The 19,870-nt window shown below is 67.9% G+C and carries 15 protein-coding genes; 6 read left to right on the top strand and 9 right to left on the bottom strand.

The features are described from left to right. Positions 1-23: 23 nt before the first annotated feature. The 6 genes from F9288_RS13375 to kdpF all read right to left on the bottom strand — a co-directional run bounded on the left by F9288_RS13375 (position 24) and on the right by kdpF (position 6,178). Positions 24-878: a hypothetical protein gene (locus tag F9288_RS13375; protein ID WP_174837241.1), complete on the bottom strand. Its 855-nt coding sequence runs from the start codon at positions 876-878 to the stop codon at positions 24-26. 143 nt (positions 879-1,021) lie between these two features. Further along, the gene (locus F9288_RS13370) at positions 1,022-1,744 is read right to left on the bottom strand and encodes a response regulator (protein ID WP_174837240.1); all 723 of its coding nucleotides are present in this window, start codon (positions 1,742-1,744) and stop codon (positions 1,022-1,024) included. Between the two features lie 10 nt (positions 1,745-1,754). Next, positions 1,755-2,330 (bottom strand): potassium-transporting ATPase subunit KdpC, encoded by a 576-nt coding sequence (gene kdpC / locus F9288_RS13365; RefSeq protein WP_174837239.1) that lies wholly within the window; start codon positions 2,328-2,330, stop codon positions 1,755-1,757. A 12-nt stretch (positions 2,331-2,342) separates the two neighbouring features. Then, complete coding sequence (gene kdpB / locus F9288_RS13360) at positions 2,343-4,370, bottom strand: potassium-transporting ATPase subunit KdpB (RefSeq protein ID WP_254620881.1); 2,028 nt, start codon at positions 4,368-4,370, stop codon at positions 2,343-2,345. Positions 4,371-4,383: 13 nt separating this feature from the next. Continuing rightward, entirely contained in the window at positions 4,384-6,087 is a 1,704-nt protein-coding gene (gene kdpA / locus F9288_RS13355) for a potassium-transporting ATPase subunit KdpA (protein WP_174837238.1), read from the bottom strand. Position 6,088: 1 nt separating this feature from the next. Further along, on the bottom strand, positions 6,089-6,178 hold the full coding sequence (gene kdpF, locus F9288_RS13350) for a K(+)-transporting ATPase subunit F (RefSeq protein ID WP_174837237.1): 90 nt from the start codon (positions 6,176-6,178) through the stop codon (positions 6,089-6,091). A gap of 258 nt (positions 6,179-6,436) precedes the next feature. On the opposite strand from kdpF, the gene F9288_RS13345 reads away from it, so the two are divergent. Beyond that, positions 6,437-9,058 carry a sensor histidine kinase KdpD gene (locus F9288_RS13345; protein ID WP_254620880.1) on the top strand — a complete coding sequence of 874 codons (2,622 nt, stop codon included), beginning with the start codon at positions 6,437-6,439 and terminating at the stop codon, positions 9,056-9,058. 57 nt (positions 9,059-9,115) lie between these two features. On the opposite strand, the gene F9288_RS13340 is transcribed toward F9288_RS13345, so the two are convergent. From F9288_RS13340 to F9288_RS13330, 3 genes are all read right to left on the bottom strand, one after another. Further along, positions 9,116-10,414, bottom strand: a complete 1,299-nt coding sequence (locus tag F9288_RS13340) for a hypothetical protein (protein WP_174837235.1) — start codon at positions 10,412-10,414, stop codon at positions 9,116-9,118. A gap of 32 nt (positions 10,415-10,446) precedes the next feature. After that, entirely contained in the window at positions 10,447-11,766 is a 1,320-nt protein-coding gene (locus F9288_RS13335) for a DUF1254 domain-containing protein (RefSeq protein ID WP_174837234.1), read from the bottom strand. A 68-nt stretch (positions 11,767-11,834) separates the two neighbouring features. After that, positions 11,835-12,887, bottom strand: coding sequence for a serine hydrolase (locus F9288_RS13330; RefSeq protein ID WP_217482520.1), 1,053 nt, complete (start codon positions 12,885-12,887; stop codon positions 11,835-11,837). Positions 12,888-13,124: 237 nt separating this feature from the next. Between F9288_RS13330 and F9288_RS13325 the strand changes: the two genes are divergently transcribed. From F9288_RS13325 to F9288_RS13305, 5 genes are all read left to right on the top strand, one after another. Next, positions 13,125-15,383, top strand: coding sequence for a TonB-dependent receptor (locus F9288_RS13325; protein ID WP_174837233.1), 2,259 nt, complete (start codon positions 13,125-13,127; stop codon positions 15,381-15,383). A gap of 50 nt (positions 15,384-15,433) precedes the next feature. Continuing rightward, positions 15,434-16,492, top strand: coding sequence for a serine hydrolase (locus tag F9288_RS13320; protein WP_174837232.1), 1,059 nt, complete (start codon positions 15,434-15,436; stop codon positions 16,490-16,492). Between the two features lie 22 nt (positions 16,493-16,514). Further along, positions 16,515-17,423 carry an alpha/beta hydrolase gene (locus F9288_RS13315; protein ID WP_174837231.1) on the top strand — a complete coding sequence of 303 codons (909 nt, stop codon included), beginning with the start codon at positions 16,515-16,517 and terminating at the stop codon, positions 17,421-17,423. Positions 17,424-17,486: 63 nt separating this feature from the next. Continuing rightward, on the top strand, positions 17,487-18,194 hold the full coding sequence (locus F9288_RS13310; protein WP_174837230.1) for a GntR family transcriptional regulator: 708 nt from the start codon (positions 17,487-17,489) through the stop codon (positions 18,192-18,194). Positions 18,195-18,384: 190 nt separating this feature from the next. After that, positions 18,385-19,839 carry a sulfatase gene (locus F9288_RS13305; RefSeq protein ID WP_174837229.1) on the top strand — a complete coding sequence of 485 codons (1,455 nt, stop codon included), beginning with the start codon at positions 18,385-18,387 and terminating at the stop codon, positions 19,837-19,839. The last annotated feature ends 31 nt before the right edge of the window (positions 19,840-19,870 follow it).

Below are 19,870 nucleotides of genomic sequence, written 5' to 3'. Positions count from 1 at the left end.
AATCCCGCCCGGCAGGCGGGGCATCAATGCGTCGCGAAGCTGGTGGTGCCTTGCGCCGCGATATTGGTCGCGGCCTGCGATGCGCTGTTGTTGCCGGTGTTCCAGCCTTGGTTCAGGATGCCGGAATAGGCCGCGAACGCGCTGCCGCCGATGGTGTTCGCGCCGCTGTTGTAGGTCGCGCCGCGCCCGCTGAAGTTCAGCTTGCCGTGGCTGCTCACCGACGCGTCCAGCGATTGATCGGCGACGAGATGGATGTTGCCGTTCCGCTGGGAATTATCGGTGTTGTAGCTGCCGATCGCGATCGCCTTGTTGTGCTGAGAGCTGTCCGAATTGTTGCTGTCCAGCGTCAGCGTCTTGGTGCGTTGCGAGTTATCGGTGTTGTAGCTGCCGACCGCCACCGTCTTGGTGCGCTGGGAATTGTCGGTATTGTTGCTGTCAGCCGTCACGTTCTTCGTGTTGTAGCTGCCCAGCGCGACATTCTTGGTGCGCTGCGAATTATCGGTGTTGTTGCTGTCGGCCGTCACGTTCTTGGTGTTGTAGCTGCCGATGTTCTTGGTGTTCTGGGAGCTGTCGCTGTTGTTGCTGTCCGCAGTCACATTCTTCGTGTGCTGCGAGCTGTCGCTGCTGCTGCTGCTCCACGTCAGGTTCTTGGTGTTGTTGCTGGTCTTGCTCGGGGAGAAGGTGAGCGTCGTGCTGTTGGTGTCGGTCGAATTGCTGGTGCTGACCGACGTGTCGCTGTGATTGCCCGCTGCCCCGGTCACGTTCGAACCGCCGGCGCTGGAGGTCGAACCGCCCGAGCTGGTTTGCGCGAGCGCGGGAATGGCCGCTCCGAGCGCGACAGCCGCGGCCGCGCCAACGACGAGCTTCGATTTGCCCATTTCCAGATTCCTTTCCTGTTGTCCGCGCGATCGCGGTGGCAACAGGAATATCGGATCGCGCGGCGGCCTGTTTTGCGTCGTCGCACAATCGCGCCGAGATAACCCCTACGTAAGAACCGCCACGGCCGCCCGCGATCGCTCTCCTATCGACCGGGGTGGTCGCGCCTCGCCGCCGGGCCGGCCGTGATCAACCGATATCCGATCCCCAGTTCGTTGACGATCAGGCGCGGTTGCGCGGGATCGGCCTCCAGCTTGTGCCGCAGCGCGCGGATCACGATGCGGAGATATTCGACGTGATCCTCCTGCGCCGGCCCCCATGCCGCGCGCAGCAGTTGCGCGTGGCTGATCACCCGGTCGGGATGCCGCGCCAGCTCCGCCAGCACGCCATATTCCTTCGGCGTCAGGTGGATGTCCGCGCCGTCGCGAACGACCCGGCGGTGGGAGAGGTCGATCGCGACCGGCCCCGCCTCCAGCACCTCGTCGATCGCCGCGCCGGCGCGGCGGTGGCGCAGCGCGGTGCGGATGCGGGCCAGCAGCTCCTCGGTGTCGAACGGCTTGGTGAGATAATCGTCGGCGCCGAGATCGAGCGCGGCGACCTTGTCCGCCGTCTCGTCGCGGGCGGAGACGACCAGCAGCACCGCGTCGCCCCGCGCCTTGATGAGCTGGACCAGTTCCAGCCCGTCGCGGTCCGGCAGGCCGAGATCGAGCAGCACCGCGTCGGGCCGCTCGATATCGACGAGGCTCATCGCCTCGCGCGCCGTCCCGGCCTGACTGGCGCGATAGCCCGCCCGCGTCAGCGCCGCGTGGAGCAGGCGGCGGATCGCGGCGTCATCCTCGACCAGCAGGACGCGGGCGGCATTCGTCATCCGCACCGTGTTACGGGCGCGGCGCGGCGGCGTCGAGCGCGCGGTTCAGCGCCAGCACGTTGACGCGCGGCTCGCCGATGAAGCCGAGCAGCGGGCGCGCGGTGTGCCGGTCGACCAGGGCGCGGACCTTCGCCGGATCGACATGCCGGGCGGCCGCGACGCGCGGCGCCTGATACAAGGCCGCCTCGGGGCTGAGATCGGGATCCAGCCCCGAGGCGGAGGCAGTCACCAGATCGGCAGGAGGAGCCAATGCGTCTGGCGATGCGAGGGTGGCGGAAATCCGGTCGGCGAGCGGCTTCGCGGCCGGGCCGTAGTTCGAGCCGGAGGAGGCGAGCGCGTCATAGCCCTTGCCGGCGGCGGAGGGGCGGCCGTGGAAATAGCCAGGACTCGCGAATTGCTGCCCGATGATCGCGGAGCCGATCGCGACCCCACGCGCATCCCGGACGAGGCTGCCGCTGGCCTGCCACGGAAAGGCGATCCGGCCGATCCCGGTGATGAGCGCCGGATAGGCGAGGCCGAGCAAGGCCGCGAACAGCAGGGTGAGGACGAGCGCCGGACGGAGGCCGGACCTGATCTCGTTGAGCATGAGACGAACCTTTCAGGCGAGATGGAGCGCGCTGACCGCGAGGTCGATCAGCTTGATGCCGGCGAACGGCGCGGCCAGCCCGCCGACGCCGTAGACGGCGAGGTTGCGCGCGAGCAGCGGCCCCGCGCCCATCGGCCGATACCTCACGCCGCGCAGCGCCAGCGGCACCAGCGCCGGGATGATGAGCGCGTTGAAGATGATCGCCGACAGGATCGCGCTCTGCGGGCTGGCGAGGCGCATCACGTTGAGCGCGGCTAGGCCAGGATAAAGCACGACGAACATCGCCGGGATGATCGCGAAATATTTGGCCACATCGTTGGCGACCGAGAAGGTGGTGAGCGCGCCGCGCGTCATCAGCAATTGCTTGCCGAGGCCGACGATCTCGATCAGCTTCGTCGGGTCGCTGTCGAGGTCGACCATGTTGCCCGCCTCGCGCGCCGCCTGCGTGCCGGTGTTCATCGCCACGCCGACATCGGCCTGGGCGAGCGCGGGGGCGTCGTTGGTGCCGTCGCCGCACATCGCGACGAGCTTGCCGCCCTGCTGCTCGCGGCGGATCAGCGCGAGCTTGTCCTCCGGCGTCGCCTCCGCGAGGAAATCGTCCACGCCGGCCTCGGCGGCGATGGCGGCGGCGGTGAGCGGGTTGTCGCCGGTAATCATCACCGTGCGGATGCCCATGCGGCGCAGCTCCGCGAACCGCTCGCGCACGCCGGCCTTCACCACGTCCTTGAGCGCCACCGCGCCCATCAGCCGCCCGTCGCGCACCACCGCAAGCGGGGTCTGCCCGGCGCGGGCGATCTCGTCGGTGGCGCGGCGCAGCTCGATCGCCGCCACGGTGGCGTCGAGATCGGGATGCGCGCGCAGCACCGAATCGACCGCGCCCTTGTGGATCAGGCTGTCGCCGAAGCTGAGGCCGGAAAGCCGCGTCTGCGCGGTGAAGGGGATCGCCGCCGCATCGGCGGGCAGCGTCTGCGACAGGCCATGCTTCTCACGCGCGAGGGCGACGATCGAGCGCCCCTCCGGCGTCTCGTCGGCAAGGCTGGCGAGCAGCGCCGCCTCGGCCAGCGCGCGCTCCTCGATGCCGGTGAGCGGCAGGAAGGCGCTCGCCTGACGGTCGCCGATCGTGATCGTGCCGGTCTTGTCGAGCAGCAACACGTCGCAATCGCCCGCCGCCTCCACCGCGCGGCCCGATTTGGCGAGCACGTTGAAGCGCACCAGCCGGTCCATCCCGGCGATGCCGATCGCGGAGAGCAGGGCGGCGATCGTGGTAGGGATCAGGGTGATGAGCAGAGCCGCGAGGATCGCCACCGGCACGCCGCCGCCGGCATAATGCGCGAAGCTGGGGATCGTGCCGACCGCGATCAGGAAGATGATCGTCAGACCGACGAGCAGGATGGTGAGCGCCACCTCGTTCGGCGTCTTCTGCCGTTCCGCACCCTCGACCAGCGCGATCATGCGGTCGAGGAAGCCGTGCCCCGGCTCCGCGGTGACGCGCACCTTGATCCGGTCCGAGATGACGCGCGTGCCGGCGGTGACGGCGGAGCGGTCGCCGCCCGCCTCGCGGATCACCGGCGCGCTCTCGCCGGTGATCGCCGCCTCGTTGACGCTGGCGACACCCTCCACCACCTCGCCGTCGGCGGGGATCAGGTCGCCGGTCTCGACCAGCACCAGCTCGCCCTTTTCGAGCTGGGCGGCGGCGACCATCTCCCATGTCTCGCCGATGCCGGTGAGCAGCTTCGCGCGCAGCTCAGACTTGGTGGCGCGCAGCGAGGCGGCCTGCGCGCGGCCGCGCCCCTCCGCCAGCGCCTCGGCGAAGGTGCCGAACAGCACCGTCAGCCACAGCCACGCGATGAGCTGCGCGAGGAAGCCGGCCGACACCTGCTCGCCGCCGATCGCGAGGAACAATGTGAGCAACAGCGCGACGCAGGCGGTGACGAACAGCACCGGGTTCTTCACCAGCGCGCGCGGATCGAGCTTGCGGAAGGCGTCGCCGATGGCGGGCACGACGAGCGCCGGGGAAAACATGGAAATTGCCTTGTCCATGATCGAATAGCCTTCAGAAAAGCTGGCCGGCGGCGGCCGTGAGGTGATCGGCGACCGGCCCGAGCGCGAGGCCCGGCAGGAAGGTGAGGCCGCCGACGATCAGGATGATCCCGACGAGCAGCCCCACCCACAGCGCGCCGGTGGTGGGGAAGGAGCCGGCGCCGGCCGGCGTGTGCTTCTTCGCGGCGAGGCTGCCGGCGATCGCCAGCACCGGCACGATGATGAAGAAGCGCCCGATCCACATCGCGATGCCGAGCAGCGCGTTGTAGAACGGCGTCCCCGCGCTCAGCCCGGCGAAGGCCGAGCCGTTATTGGCGGTGGCGGAGGAGAAGGCGTAGAGGATCTCCGAGAAGCCGTGCGGCCCCTTGTTGAGCGGCCCGGCCAGCCCGGCTTGCGCGACGGCGGCGATCGCGCTGCCGCCGAGGATCATCAGCGGCAGCACGGCGATCGCCAGCACCGCCAGCTTCACCTCGCGCGCCTCGATCTTCTTGCCGACATATTCCGGCGTGCGGCCGACCATCAGCCCGGCGACGAACACGGCGAGGATCGCGAACAGCAGGAAGCCGTAGATGCCCGCGCCAACGCCGCCGATCACCACCTCGCCCAGTTCCATGTTGAACAGCGGGATCAGCCCGCCGAGCGCGGTGAAGCTGTCGTGCATGGCATTGACCGCGCCGCACGACGCCGCCGTCGTCACCACCGCGAACAGGGCGGAGCCGACGATGCCGAATCGCACCTCCTTGCCCTCCATGTTGCCTCCCGCGAGGCCGAGCCGGTGCATCAGCGGCGTGGAATGCGCCTCCATGCCATAAGCGACCGCGACGCCGGCGAGGAACAGGATGGTCATCGCGGCGAGGATCGCCCAGCCCTGCCGCGTGTCGCCCACCGCCTTGCCGAAGGTATAGGTGAGGCCGACGCCGATCAGGAAGATCGACAGCATCTGGACGAGGTTGGTCATCGCCGTCGGATTCTCGAACGGGTGCGCCGAATTGGCGTTGAAGAAGCCGCCGCCGTTGGTGCCGAGCAGCTTGATCGCCTCCTGGCTGGCGACCGGGCCGAGCGCGATCGTCTGCCTCGCGCCCTCCAGCGTATGCGCGTCGATGGAGGCGGCGAAGGTCTGCGGCACGCCCGCCCACACCAGATAAAGCGCATAGACGACGCAGACCGGCAGCAGCAGGTAGAGCGTCACCCGCGTCATATCGGCCCAGAAATTGCCGACCGTCGCGCACTCCCGCCGCGCGAAGCCGCGGAACAGCGCGAAGGCGATGGCGATGCCGGTCGCGGCGGAAAGGAAATTGTGGATCGCCAGCGCGAGCATCTGGCTGAGGTTCGAGAGCTTCGCCTCGCCGGTGTACCATTGCCAGTTGGTGTTGGTGACGAACGAGATGGCGACGTTCATCGCCCCGTCCGGCCCGATGCCGGGCAGGCCGCGCTGGTTGAGCGGCAGCAAGCCCTGCGCGCGGAGCAGCAGATAGGTGAGCAGCGCGGTTGCGAGCTGGAACAGCAGCATGTGCAGCGCATAGGCGCGCCAGCCCTGCTCCTTCGCCGGATCGACACCGGAGAGGCGGTAGAAACCGCGCTCCACCGGGCCGAGCACGGCATGAAGCGGCGTGCGGCGCCCCTCGTAGAGCGCGAACAGCCACAGCCCGACCGGCTTTGCGGCCAAGCCGAGGATGGCGACGAAGAGGGCGATCAGCGCCCAGCCCTGCACGGTCATGTCAGAACCGCTCCGGCCGCACGAGCACGGCGACGAGATAGGCGAGCAGGGCAAGCGCCGTCAGCCCGGCGAGCCAGAGGTGCAGCGTCATGGCGTCAGGCCCCGTCACACAGGCGCACGAACGCCAGGGTCAGCGCGAATAGGCCGCCGAGCAGGGCGAGCCACAATAGATCGGACATGGATATGCCTCGCGGGCCGCGGGATGCGGCTGTCGACGGTCAGCTAGGCCGGATGGGCATAAGGTTTCGCGGGCGAACATAAGCGTTTCGCATAAGGATCGCGTAAAGATCGCGGGCTGACGCTTGCGCCGGTCGGCATTATGTCGAACGGCCCGGCAAGGAGGAAGCGTTTGACCGATCGCCGCCCATCGCCGGAAGCCCTGCTCCGCGCCGCCGCGCGGGAGAAGCGCGGGCGGCTGAAGATCTTCCTCGGCGCGGCGCCCGGCGTCGGCAAGACCTTCGAGATGCTGCGCGAGGGCGCGGAACGGCTCGCCGCCGGGGTGGACGTCGTGATCGCGGTGGTCGAGACGCACGGACGGCAGGACACCGAACGCCTCGCCGCGCCGCTGCCGACGATCCCGCGCCGCCGGATCGAGCATCGCGGCCATGCGCTGGAGGAGATGGACCTCGACGCGGTGCTCGCCCGCGCCCCGCGACTCGCGCTGGTCGACGAGCTTGCCCACAGCAATGCCGAAGGCTGCCGCCACGCGAAGCGCTGGCAGGACGTGGAGGAATTGCTCGACGCCGGGATCGACGTGCTGACCACGCTCAACATCCAGCATGTCGAAAGCCTCAACGACGTGGTGGCGAGCTTCACCCGCGTCCGCGTGCGCGAGACGGTGCCGGATCATGTGCTGGAGGGCGCCGAGATCGAGGTGGTGGACCTGCCGCCCGACGAGCTGATCGAGCGGCTGAAGGCGGGCAAGGTCTATGTCCCCGCCGAGGCGACGCGGGCGCTCGGCCATTTCTTCTCCAAGGAGAACCTCTCCGCCCTGCGCGAGATGGCGTTGCGCCGCGCCGCACAGAGCGTCGATCGCAGCCTGGTCGATTTCCTCGACGCCCATGCCGTCTCCGGCACCTTCGCGGGCGGCGAGCGCGTGCTGGTGGCGGTGAGCGAATTGCCCGGCAGCGACGCGCTGGTCCGCGCCGGCAAGCGGCTGTCGGACGCCCTGCGCGCGCCGTGGCAGGCGGTGCATATCGAGACGCCGCGCACCGCCGGCTTCGGACCGGACGAGCGGCGGCGGGTGGCCGAGACGCTGCAACTCGCCGCCAGCCTCGGCGCGACGATCGCCAGCGTGCCGGCGGAAACGGTGATCGAGGGGCTGACCACGCATATCGCCGGCATGCGCGCCACCCAGCTCGTGCTCGGCCGCTCGCGGCGAAGCTGGTGGTTCGAGCTGCGCCACGGATCGGTGGTCGAGCAATTGCTGCGCGAGAGCGAGGGGCTGGCCGTCCACGTCATCCCCTCCGAGACCGCGCCCCCTGCCCCGCGCGCGGAGCGGGTGCGGCGGCGGATCGACTGGGGCGGCATCGGCGCCGGCACGCTGGCGATCGCGGGCACCACCGCGCTCGCGACCCTGATCGAGCCGGTGATCGGCACCGGAGCGATCGACCTCGTCTATCTGCTGCCCGTCATCCTGATCTCGCTGATGTTCGGCCGCTGGCCGGGGATCGTGACCGGGGCGCTGGCGGGGCTGGCGTACAATTTCTTCTTCCTGCCGCCGCTCTACACTTTCACCATCGCCGATCCGCAGAGCGTGCTGACGGTGATCGTGCTGCTCGGCATCGCGGTGTTCGTCGCCAGCCTCGCCGACCGGCTGCGCAACCGCGCCTCGATCGGCGCGCGCAGCGCGGTGGAGAATGCGGCGGTGGCGGCGTTCGGCCAAGCGCTGGCGCGCTGCTCCGACTGGCAATCGACCAGCGACACGGTGTGCAACGAGCTGGCGCGGACGCTCGACGTCTCGGTGCTGCTGCTCGTCCAGCGGGAGGGCAAACTGGCGATCGTCGCCGCCTGCCCGCCCGACCTGCCGGACCTCAGCCCGGTCGATCGCGCGGCGGCGGAATGGGCGTGGAGCCGGGGCGAGGTGACCGGCCGCGACACCGGCACGCTCAACGCGGCGGACTGGCAGTTCCATCCGCTGCGCACGACGCTCGGCACGCTCGCGGTGGTGGCGCTGGCGCGCGGCGACGGCGGGACACCCGTGCCCGCCACGCGCGCGACATTGCTCTCGACCCTGCTGGGGCAAGCCGCGCTGGCGCACGAGCGGCTGCGGCTGGAGGACCAGCTTCGCGAGGTGCGGGTGATCGAGGAGCGCGACCGGCTGCGCTCGGCGCTGCTCTCCTCGATCGGGCATGACCTGCGCACGCCGCTGACGGCGGTGGGCGGCGCGCTCGATGCGATCGCGGCCAACCATCCGGGCGAGCCGGCGCTGCCGATCGCGCGCGGCGAGCTGGCGCGGCTGCGGCGCTTCCTCGCCAATCTGATCGAGATGGTGCGGATCGACAGCGGCACGCTGGCGGCGGCGATCGAGCCGGTCGACCTGACCGACGCGGTGGCCGGCGCGGTGCATGACGTGCGCGACCTGCTGCCCGACGCGCGGCTCGATTTCCGCGTGCCGCCGGACCTGCCGCTGGTGCCGGCCGATCCGCGATTGCTGCATCACATCCTGCTCAACCTGCTCACCAATGCCGCGACGCACGGCGCGGGCAACGTGACGATCGCCGGCGAGCGGCTGCCCCATGGCGTGCGGCTGTCGATCGCCGATCAGGGGCCGGGCCTGCCGCCGGGCGGCGCCGAGGCGCTGTTCGAGGCGTTCGCGCGCGGCACCGGCTCCGACAGCCGTGGCGGCAGCGGCCTCGGCCTCGCCATCGCGCGCAGCTTCGCGGAGGTGATGAACGTGCGGATCAGCGCGAGCGACCGCGCGGAAGGCGGGGCGGTGTTCGCGCTGGATTTCGCGCTGGAATCGGGGTGATCGATCGCGCCGGCGTGCTGGCCTGGACCGCCGAGCCGCCCCGATCGTGAACCATCATCATCGCCCGAGCGCCCCGGCCACGAAGGTGCGAAAGCCCTTGAGCGCCGCGACGGTCGCTTCGGGAAGCAGGCATTGCTCCGTGTCGTCACGCGCATGATGGAAGCGATGCGCGCCGTACACGCCCGCGACGACGGGATAACCGGCGGCGATCACATTCCTCAGCTCGCCCTCGGCGGCGATGTCGCAGGGATACGGGTCCGCCAGTCCGGGCTGGCCAGCGAAGGCGCGGCGCGCCAATGCGATCAACGCCGGGCTGACGACCAGATAACGCTGCGGATCGGCGGTCGTCAGCGGCGTCGGGCGCGGCGTGAGATCATGCCAGTCGCGCGCGGCGACATTCGAGCCGAGATGAAGCCATAGCGCCGTGTCGCGCAGCGCGGGCGCCGCCTGCGCCAACGCCTGCTCAGCGCCCAGGTTTTCATATTCATGGCCGCTGGTGCAGATGAAGGCGAGATCGTGCGCCGGCAATGCGGCGACCGCCCAGCGGGCAAGGCCGAGCCAGACGGCGACGCCGGGGCCGCGCTCCCCCGCACAGGTGAACCAGCCGGAACGGGGCGTCGAGACGGCGAGCCATGCGCCGCTCCCGCGATCGAGCCTCGCGGCGATGTTGAACGCGGGCCGGCGTCCGCCCTCGCCGGTGATCCGCAGAGTCGCGGTGCCGCCATGCGCGGCGGCGACGTGGAAACGGGCGGCATCGCTGGGGGCGAGCACCGCGACCGGGCCGGCGAACATCGGCCCCGCGCCATCGGCGTTGAGCGCGATCGCGCCACCGGCAGGGCCGTTGGTGACGAGCAGCGCAGCCTTCGCGCCGGCGGCGAACAGCCCGTCGACGAAGCCCCGGATCGGCCTGGCCGAAGACCAGCGCGCGAACGGCAGATCGACCAGCGCTATCGCGCCGTCGAGCCGGCCGGCGTTTGCCGACGCGGTGGCGGGATCGACCCGGACGAGCGTTCCGGTGACGCCGTTCGGAGCGGTCGGCACCACGATCGCCTGAGGAACGACCTCGGCGCGCGCGCCGTTCGCCTCCACCTCCGCCCTATCGACCGTGAAGAACGGGACGGAGATCGGCTGTCGCTCGATCGTGAAGCCGAGCGCCGCCAGCTCGGTGGCGAGCCAATCGCCCACGGCGATGTCGCCCGTGCCGCCCGATGCCTTGCTGCCCAGACCGCGATAATGATCGAGATCGGCCGAGACCTGGTCGTCATGATCGCGCATCGCGACTCCTACCCTCCCCGCCGTCGCCACCCCCAGGGTCAGGCCGATACCGGCGAGCATTTCGCGCCGCATCGTCGTCATCGTCAAGCGCCGCCATCCCGCGCCATCGAGGTTCAGGCGAAGGCGCGCAACGGCGGGAAACGATAAGTGCCGTTGAGCAACGGCGCGCGCGGCATGAACGCGCGCATGCTCAGGACGAACGGCTTGTCCCTCGGCGCGGGCAGCCAGTTGGCACGCCGCGCCGCGCCCGGATCGTCGCGCGCGATCCAGATGTCGAGCGATCCGTCCGCGCCGCGCGTCAGCCCTTTCGTCCGGTTTCCGATCGAATAACGATCGATCGCGTTGGGGGTGAAGAAGAATTGCCCGTCGGGCGTCGCCTCGTAGAGCGTGATCGACCAGAATCCGTCGACCGGCGGCAGCGCATCGCCCGCGAAACGCAGATGATATCTGTCCTTGTGGAACAGCCCGTCGGGCGCGTCGCCGACCGAGCGGGTATAGAGCGCCTCGTCGAGCGGCAGGGCGAACAGGCCGGCGACCGACGTCTGCGCGCGAAACTCGTAATCCTGCTCGAACCGGCCCAGATCCCACGACGGATAGGCCCAGCCGCCGACGACTTGCTTGCCGAGCCGCGATTGGGTCGCCACGACGCGCGCTTCGGCCATCCCGGCCTCGATCTCGCGGATAGCCGCGGCGGAAAACCGGGGCGGCCGGAATCCCGCACGCGACAGGCCAAGCGGCGCGATCCGCTCGAACAGCGCGTCGTCGGTGACCGGCGGGGGCGATTCGACGATCAGCGCGCCCGCGTCGCCGAAATATTCCTGCCAGGTGGCATCGCGCGCTGGCACCGGCATGTCGAGCGCGGGGCCGAGACCGCCCCGGATGGCGAGTCCATCCTGCACCGCGCGCACCGCGGCGACATCCACCGGGCCATCGACCAGCGTCCGCACGAGCGCGAAGACCCAGTCGGACGGCGCCCGGATCGCACCCGCCGGCGCGTCGCCGCGCGGCCCGACGACAAGGAAGCGGCCGCCATTGCCGCCCGTGGTGCGCGTGCCCAGCACCGCAATGTTGTTGGTGTACATGTCGACGAGTTGCAGCGAGATGTAGCGCTCCCCCGTCGCGGGAAGCGTCACCTCGACCGGCCCCGCGCGCAGGTCGAGCATCGCGCGCGAATACATCGTATCGTTGTTCGGCGAGGTCACCTTCTGCGTCCTGACGTTGGTCAAATCGCGATTATGGACGAAGACGTTGGCCTGCCCCCTGGCGAGGATGCGCCGCCGCACGTTGGCGACTTCAACGAGCGGGACCGAATAAAGCCACGCCTCGCGCGCGGCGCCTTGCAGCGACGGCGTCGCGGCGAAAGCGCGCCCGCCGAGCGTCAACCCGCCGATCATCGCCGCCCCGCCCGTCATCAGCCCTCTCCGGTCGATCATGCCAGCATCTCCATTGCCTTATGCCTTTCAAGCGTATCGATTTCTTCAGGATCATCACCGGCAATCGGTCAGTCGACGACCTTCATCAGCCGTATCCACAATTGCTGACTGAAATCCCTGTCCGGCGCCGCCGCGCCGGTCCTGACGACCACCAGCCGGCGGCTGGGAACGATGTAGAGTTGGCGATCGAAGGCGCCGAGCGCGGCCACCATGTCGGCGGGCGCCGCTGCGACCAACGGACCGTCCCGGCGATCCGCGTGCGCACCGATCGTATAGGCGCCCCCGTTCAGCCACCACAGCCGGCCGTAAGCCGGATTGGTCGGCGAACGCGCAAACATCGCCGCGAGACTTCTTCGCGAGACGACGCGCCTGCCGTTTTCGGCCACGCCGCCGTGCAGGATCATGAGGCCGAACTTCGCGATGTCGCGCGGGGAGGTGATCAGCCCGATGTCGTTGCCGACGTCTGCGAGCGCCATCGGCCGGTTGCGCCACGCCGTCTCCGCCATGCCGACCGGCCCGGTCAGCCAATCACGCGTGATCGCGTCGAGCGGCTCGCGCGCCGCCGCCGTCACGATCCGCCCGGTGATCGCATATACCGGCGTGTTGTAGAGAAAGCGCGTTCCGGGCGGTGCCGCATAGCCGAATTTCCGGTCGAGGCCCGAGCTCATCGTCAGCACGTCGATGACGCGGATCTTCGCTTCCTGCCCCGATGTCGCGCGAGACCAGCCCGCGCCGATATAATCCGAAACCGGCTTTTCGACGTCGATCAGGCCCTTGTCGATCGCGATGGCGACGAGCATCGAGACGAAGCTCTTCTGCTGGGAAGCCACATCCTCCAGCAGCGCACCGTCAGCCGCGCGCCCATAAGTGAAGCTGGCGAATGCCGGATCGCCAGCGGGCGCCGGCCAGTTCTTCTCGATCAGGACCTTTCCGTCCTTGATGACCAAAAATCCCGTGGTGTTCTGGCTCCGCGCATAATCGATCAACAGCGTCATCGCGGCGGAACTGACCCGCGTCGCGGCCATCGCACCCGGCGTGAGCGACACCGCGCCGACGGCGGTGATGCCCGGCATGGCGAGCATTGCCGACAGCAGGATCCTGGCGGGCGATCGGGCAGCCATCCTCACCTCGAATTGCCGGTTGTGCCACGTCCGTTCCTCGCCCGTATGGCGGAAGGCGGGAGCGGATAATTGTCGAACGATTATGTCGATTATCTAGGTCAGATGATGATATTTATCAAGGAAAATCGCCAGAACCATCCTATATCGTCTTACAATCCTATTGACATTGGGTGGTAGTGGCCGGATGAATGCAGCGACGGGCCACACCAAAACGAGCGCCCTGGGAGGGATGTCCGTATGCGAGAGCATCTTGCCGCCACCGCCACCCTGGCGCTGATCGCCGCAATGCCGGCATGGGGCCAGACGACCTCCGCCGGCGAGCAGCAGGCGGATACCGCGCCGGCCGGCGCGACGGATCAGGCTCAAGCGGACAGCGCAGGAGCGATCGGCGACATCGTCGTCACCGCGCGCAAGCGCGCCGAGCGCCTGCGCGACGTGCCGATCGCCGCCAGCGTCGTCGATGCGAGCGATATCGCGCGACGCGGCGGCTTGCAGGGGGTGAAGGATCTCGTCACCACCGTTCCCAGCGTGGCCTTCGGCGACACCTCGACGCCGCTCACCTCCGAAATCTCGATCCGGGGTTCGGGCACCAGTCGCGGGACCAGCGCCGACAGCGGCGTCGGCCTCTATCGCGACGGCGCGTTCGTCGGCGGCGGCGCGCAGGGCGGCCGCACCTATAGCCGCTTCGACCTGTTCGACGTGAGCCAGATCGAGGTGCTGCGCGGCACGCAGGGCGCGCTTTACGGCCGCGATGCGGTGGGCGGCGCGATCAACATCATCACCGCGCGCCCCACCCAGGAGCGGACCGGCTACATGTCCTTCTCCGGCGGCAACAACGGGTTCGTCGAGTTCGGAGGGGTGGTGAACGAGCCGCTGACCGAGCATCTGGCCGCGCGGTTCAGCACCAATATCATGTATCAGCAGAAGGGTTTCTTCTACAATCCGGAACTGGGCAATTACGTCGATTCCCAGTCGACCTATGCCTATCGCGCCCAGCTTCGATACGAGAATGGCGCGTTCGACGCCAACCTCATGGGGGAACACGCCAGCAACAAATATCCGGCGCTGAACCTGCAATATTGGGTGGACCCGAGCGCTTCGGCGCCGAAGGGCATCTATATCGAGCCGATGTTCATACGGCACGCCAATTTCGAGAATCTCGACACCGACAGGGTGAACGACATCGAGTTCACCTCGCACTACAAATTCGGCTTCGGGACGCTGACGTGGATCAGCCTGTGGCGTGACCGGAGGGATCTGCAGCAATTCGATAGCGATCTGCTGACTCCGTCCTTCGTGGCCGAGATCGCCGCCGCCGGCCTGCTGGCGCCGGGCGCGAGCCTGGGCGAGATCAACGGCACGCAGCAAAATCGCGGGCACACCAGGAGCTTCAATCAGGAACTCTACATCTCCGGTGATTTCGGCGGACATTGGAAGTGGCTCGCGGGTGCCGAATATCTGCACCTCGACGACGACAGCAACATCACCGCCACGCGAACGCCGACCAAAGCCAGCCCAAGCGCCGGGACCGTCACGATCAGCGCCCAGCAACTGCGGTCATGGGCGGCCTATGGCAGCCTTGAATACGACTTTCAGAACGGCTTCGACGTCACCGGACAGGTCCGTTACACCAACGACAGCAAATCCTTCCAGACGAACCAGTTCGACCTGACCACCGCGACCGCCGTGCCGGGCAAGCTGATCGACGCGCATTTCAACCCGACCAACATCTCGTGGGATGCAACCGCATCCTATAAATTCAGCCCGGAATGGATGGGGTATCTGAAGGCGGGCACCGGCTTTCGCGCAGGTGGCTTCAATTCCAATCTGGGCGTGCCGCAGCAGCCGATCCCGATCCCGGTAAGCTATGGCAACGAGAACACGCTGTCCTATGAAGTGGGCGCCAAGGGCAACCTGAGCCGTGGGCTCTATGTCACGCTCGCGGCCTATTACACGGACGTGACCAACCTCATTATTCAGGTGGACAACGGCTGCCGGCCCACCAACGCCGTCTGTCCGCGCGCGCCCACCCCTTTTGCCACCGACGGCGGCAAGGCACGACTCTATGGCGTGGAGGCGGAAGCGACGGTCAGGCTGGCGCTGGCCGGCGGGATGCTGGCCGGGACTTTTGGAGGCTCTTTCCAGGAAGGCAAGATCACCGCCGGGATATATGACGGCGACGCCCCTCCGCAATTGCCGCACTACCTGACCTCGGCCAACCTCAATTACAGCCATCCCGTGACGCCGGACACGACCGCGTTCGTCAATCTGGTGTATAGCGGCCGCTTCGGCGGGGTGCAGGAGATCGCCCAGACGCCAGACCTCCACGATTACCAGATTTTCAATGCGCGGCTCGGCGCGCGGCAGGGGCCGCTGGAGCTGTCCGCCTGGGCGAACAACCTGTTCAACACCACCTACATCACGATGGAGGCCACCAGCGTGCGACGCTGGAGCCAGCCGCGTACCTACGGCCTGCAATTGACCTTCAAATGGTGAGGCGTCAGCGCCGGCCCGCGCCGGAGAAAATCATGCGCAGAGCGTTATCCGTGACAAGATCGATTGTCGCCGCGACGATCGCGGCCGGCCTGACGGTCTCCGCCGCGCTGGCCGAAAGCCCGCCGCCGGGGCTGGCGGCCAAGCTGCGACAGGTCGTGTCCCGCGACGGCGCGCCGGGCGTCACCGCCCTGGTGTTGAAGAACGGGCGACTGCTCTACCGTCTCGACGAAGGCGCCATCGCACCCGACGCCCGGTTGGCCGTCGCATCCGCCTCCAAATGGATGACCGCGAGCCTGGTGATGACCGTGGTCGACGAGGGCAAGCTCAAGCTGGACGAACCGATCGGCAAGCTGCTGCCGCAATTCACCGGCCGCGCGGGACAGATCACCCTGCGCGAATTGTTGTCGTTCACCGCCGGTCAGGGTGGGCTGAAGCCGGATATGTTCGACCTGCGCCAGGATCCGCGCATCTCCCTGGCCGAAGCCGCCGCGCAAGTGGCGGCGCGGCCGCTGGTCGATGAGCCGGGCACGACGTTCCGCTATGGCGGGCCTTCGATGCAGGTGGCCGGCGCCCTCGTGGAGCAAGCGACAGGCAAGAGTTGGGCGACATTGTTCCAGGAACGGATCGCTGGCCCGCTGGGCATGACCCATACTTATTGGGCCAATCCGCTGAACCCGGAATTGAAGCCGGCGGCGGTGCACAACCCCAATCTGCAGGCCGGCGTCTATACCACCGCCGAAGACTATGCGAAGTTCCTCACCATGCTGGCGGCGGGCGGCGTCTATCGCGGCAAGCGCATCCTGTCTGCCGAGGCGGTAGACCGGATGGAGACCTGGCAGACCCGGGGCCGGCGGATGGCCTATCTCCCACCCGGCGCGGGCGATATCGACAAATACGCGCTGGGCAATTGGTGCGACGCGGTGGAGAGCGGCAGTGACCGCTGCTGGCTGGTCTCCAGCCCCGGCGCGTTCGGAACGTTCCCGTGGATCGACCGGCGCAGCGGCCTCTACGGCGTCTTCTTCCTGAAATATCGCCTGCCCGAGGTGGTCGGGGATCTGCGCGCGGCGCGCGACATGATCATCGCCGCGGATCAGGAAACAACTCGCTAGAGGCTGTCGGGGGAATCGGCAAATGACCGGAACGATCAAGGCATTTCTCACCGGCCCGGCCATCGTTCTGGCCATGACCGGCTCGACCGTGACGGCGCAGCAGCGCGGGTTTGGCGCCATCCGGGGGCAATGGGCGGGGCGGGCATCGATGAAGCCGGTGCCGCCGCCCGGCGCGCGGATCGAACGCGACATCGCCTATGGCGCCGATCCGGCGCAACGCCTCGATCTCTATCGGCCGGCGAAAGCCGAGGGCGCGCCGATCCTCGTCATGGTTCACGGCGGCGGCTGGTCGCGCGGCGACAAGGCCAATCCCGGCGTGGTCGCCAACAAGGTGAACCACTGGCTTCCCAGGGGCTTCATCCTCGTGTCGATAAACTACCGGATGGTTCCCGGGGCCAACCCGCTCGAACAGGCGAACGACGTCGCGAAGGCCCTCGCCTTCGTGCAGGCGCGTGCCAGGGAATGGGGCGGAGACGCCGGGCGCGTTGTCCTGATGGGGCATTCCGCAGGCGCGCATCTGGTTGCCTTGCTCGCCGCGGCGCCGGGGATCGCCAAGGCCCAGGGCGCGGCGCCATGGATCGGCACGATCGCGCTGGACAGCGCGGCATACGATATCCCCCCGATCATGCAACGGCAGCATCTCTCGCTCTATGATGACGCGTTCGGCAGCGACCCACGATTGTGGCACGATGCATCGCCGATGCTGCGGCTCGAAAGCGCGCCCGCGCCGATGCTGCTGGTGTGCTCGACCAGGCGCGCGGATTCGTGTCCGCCGGCCGAAGCGTTCGCCGCCAGGGTGCGGGCGCTCCACGGCCGCGCGACGGTCGCGCCCGTCGATATGACGCACGCCGAGATCAACCAACTGGCGGGCGCCGACGGGGCCTATACCGTGACGATCGATACGTTCCTGAAATCGATCGGGTTGAATTGAAGGGCGGATAACGCGAACAGGCGGAGTCCGCGCATCCCGCTGGCGGGCGCGACGGTGACGAGAATGGCGAAGGAAAGCAGCAAGACGAAAAGCAGCGCCGGCAACCGGACCACCGATGCATGGCTTTCGGAGGCGATCATCCGCGAGATCATCGTCCAGCGCCATCAACCGGGGATGCCGCTGCGCGAGCAGGAGATCGCCGACCGCTACAAGGTCAGCCGTCCGTCGGCGCGCGAGGCGCTGCGCCTTGCCGCGCAGGCCGGCTTCGTCGAGATCCTGCCGTGGCGCGGCGCGCGCGTCGCCAATATCGACATGGATCAGTTCCTGGACATTCTCGGGATGCTCGAGGACATCTATGCGCGCTGCGCCGCGCTCGCGGCCGAGCGGATGCCCGAAACAGCATTCGCCGAACTCGACAGCATGATCCCCAGGGACGCGGCATTGCTTCCCGACACGGCCGACAAGGGGCAGATGTATCGCATCTCGTTCACCGTCGGCGCGTTCATCGGTCAGCATTCGGGCAGCCCGATCGTGCAGCGGATGCTGCACCATGTCGGCCGGCTCGCGCTGTGGCAGCAGCGGCTTCACCGGCCGGGTACGGTCGAGTCCGAAACCGAATCGCTGTTCGCGCATCGCCTGATGGCCGCGGCGATCAAATCCCGCCAGCGCGACGTTGCCGCCCATGCGGCGAGGTCGATCATGCTCATCACGCGCCACGCGCTGCATCCCGAACCGGACCGGAATCCGATCGAACCGCGCTGGCCACTGTAGAATCGTTTGACAATATTTTGTTTCCCTCTTAGCTTTCGATCGATCGACTGCGGAGGTTAAGCACGTGAGTCTTGCGATCCATAATCCGAACGGTCAGGGAGATTTTGCGGAGCGCAACGACGGCGCACCGACGCCAAGCTTCCGAACATTTCGCAAAATTGTCAGACGATGCTTGACGGGCGTATCGGTAATGGGCGCGGCTGCGGCGCTGTCTTCCTGTTCGGCGGCGGGGGCGCAATCGGCCGCGAATGCGCCGCGCCGGCCCGCTGATCGCCCCAACATAATCGTGATCGTCGCCGACGATCTCGGCTACGGCGACCTGAGCGCCTATGGCGGCAGGATTCCGACCCCCAATATCGACGCGCTGGCGCGCTCCGGCATCCGCTACGATACCGCCTATGCGACCGCGCCGGTCTGCTCGCCCTCGCGCGCCGGCCTGCTGTCGGGACGTTTCCAGGGACGGTTCGGCTTCTATTACCTGCTCGTCGGCCGGCAGGCGGGGATGCCGGCGAACGAGACGACGATCGCCAAGGTCGCCAGACAGGCCAATTACCGCACGGCGATGGTCGGCAAATGGCACGTCGGCGAAGCGCCCGGCATGGCCCCGCTCGATCAGGGTTTCGACAGTTTCTACGGTTTCCTGGGCGGGGCGACCAATTATTTCCCCGACAGTACCAAGGGCCTGATCTACGCCGATACCGGGCCTGACCGGCTCGTCACACGCACGAAATTCCCGATTCTCGACGGCCGCACGATCGTCGATCCGCCCGGCAATATCACCGATGTCTTCACCGACAAGGCGATCCAGGTGATCGACCAGAAAAGCGACCGGCCCTTCTTCCTCTATCTAGCATATAATGCGCCGCACATGCCGCTGGAAGCGACGCCGGAGGAGGTCAAGCCGTTTGCCGCCGATCCGTCGATCTATTCGCGGGTCTACAAGGCGATGGTGACGACGCTCGACAAGGGCGTCGGGCGCGTGGTGAGCGAGGTTCGCCGGCAGGGGCTGGAAAAGAACACGCTCATCCTGTTCGTCAGCGACAACGGATGCCCCAATTACGATCGCGGCGCATGCTCGAACAAGCCGTTGAGCGGATGGAAGGCGTTCCCGCTGGAAGGTGGCGACCGCGTGCCCTTCATGATGAGCTGGCCGGGGCACATCAAGGCCGGCCAGGTCAGTCACGAGATGGTTTCGACGCTCGACTTCATGCCGACCATCGCGGCGGCGACACACCAGCCCGTCCCCGCCGGCAGCGAGGGGCACAGCCTGTTCGCGCCACGGCCGGCGACGGCGCGACCGCTCTACTGGCGCCAAGGCCCCAATCACTGGCTGCGCGAAGGGCCGTGGAAGCTGGTGACGGTCAACAAGACCGACAAGACCGAGAGTCTATCCGATGTCCTCGGCAAGCCGATCCTTTCCGGCCTTCCGGGTGGCGTCTCGCCGCTGGGACAATGGAACATGTTGTTCAATCTCGATCGCGATCCCGGCGAGCATCATGACGTTGCCGCGCAACATCCCGAAATCGTTGCGCGCTTGCAGGATCTCTTCGAGCGCTGGAACCGGTCCAATATCGACCCGGCTTTCCCCAGCCGCCGCGAATATCGCACCGAGATAGATGGAAAGAAGGTGCAATTGGTGTTTTGACGCCGGCGCTTCCGCCCCGAAGCCCCCGCGC

This window comes from Sphingomonas sp. CL5.1, assembly GCF_013344685.1.
Lineage (GTDB): Bacteria > Pseudomonadota > Alphaproteobacteria > Sphingomonadales > Sphingomonadaceae > Sphingomonas.
Note: the sequence above shows the minus strand (reverse complement) of the source record. Positions and strands in the feature narration are given on the sequence as shown.

Excerpts from the sequence above, each read along its gene's own strand:
- kdpC (WP_174837239.1), bottom strand. The coding sequence starts at position 2,330 with ATGCTCAACGAGATCAGGTCCGGCCTCCGTCCGGCGCTCGTCCTCACC.
- F9288_RS13335 (WP_174837234.1), bottom strand. The coding sequence starts at position 11,766 with ATGATCGACCGGAGAGGGCTGATGACGGGCGGGGCGGCGATGATCGGC.
- F9288_RS13315 (WP_174837231.1), top strand. The coding sequence starts at position 16,515 with ATGACCGGAACGATCAAGGCATTTCTCACCGGCCCGGCCATCGTTCTG.
- kdpF (WP_174837237.1), bottom strand. The coding sequence starts at position 6,178 with ATGACGCTGCACCTCTGGCTCGCCGGGCTGACGGCGCTTGCCCTGCTC.
- F9288_RS13370 (WP_174837240.1), bottom strand. The coding sequence starts at position 1,744 with ATGACGAATGCCGCCCGCGTCCTGCTGGTCGAGGATGACGCCGCGATC.
- F9288_RS13305 (WP_174837229.1), top strand. The coding sequence starts at position 18,385 with ATGGGCGCGGCTGCGGCGCTGTCTTCCTGTTCGGCGGCGGGGGCGCAA.
- F9288_RS13310 (WP_174837230.1), top strand. The coding sequence starts at position 17,487 with ATGGCGAAGGAAAGCAGCAAGACGAAAAGCAGCGCCGGCAACCGGACC.
- F9288_RS13375 (WP_174837241.1), bottom strand. The coding sequence starts at position 878 with ATGGGCAAATCGAAGCTCGTCGTTGGCGCGGCCGCGGCTGTCGCGCTC.
- kdpB (WP_254620881.1), bottom strand. The coding sequence starts at position 4,370 with ATGGACAAGGCAATTTCCATGTTTTCCCCGGCGCTCGTCGTGCCCGCC.
- F9288_RS13325 (WP_174837233.1), top strand. The coding sequence starts at position 13,125 with ATGCGAGAGCATCTTGCCGCCACCGCCACCCTGGCGCTGATCGCCGCA.
- F9288_RS13330 (WP_217482520.1), bottom strand. The coding sequence starts at position 12,887 with ATGGCTGCCCGATCGCCCGCCAGGATCCTGCTGTCGGCAATGCTCGCC.
- F9288_RS13340 (WP_174837235.1), bottom strand. The coding sequence starts at position 10,414 with ATGACGACGATGCGGCGCGAAATGCTCGCCGGTATCGGCCTGACCCTG.
- kdpA (WP_174837238.1), bottom strand. The coding sequence starts at position 6,087 with ATGACCGTGCAGGGCTGGGCGCTGATCGCCCTCTTCGTCGCCATCCTC.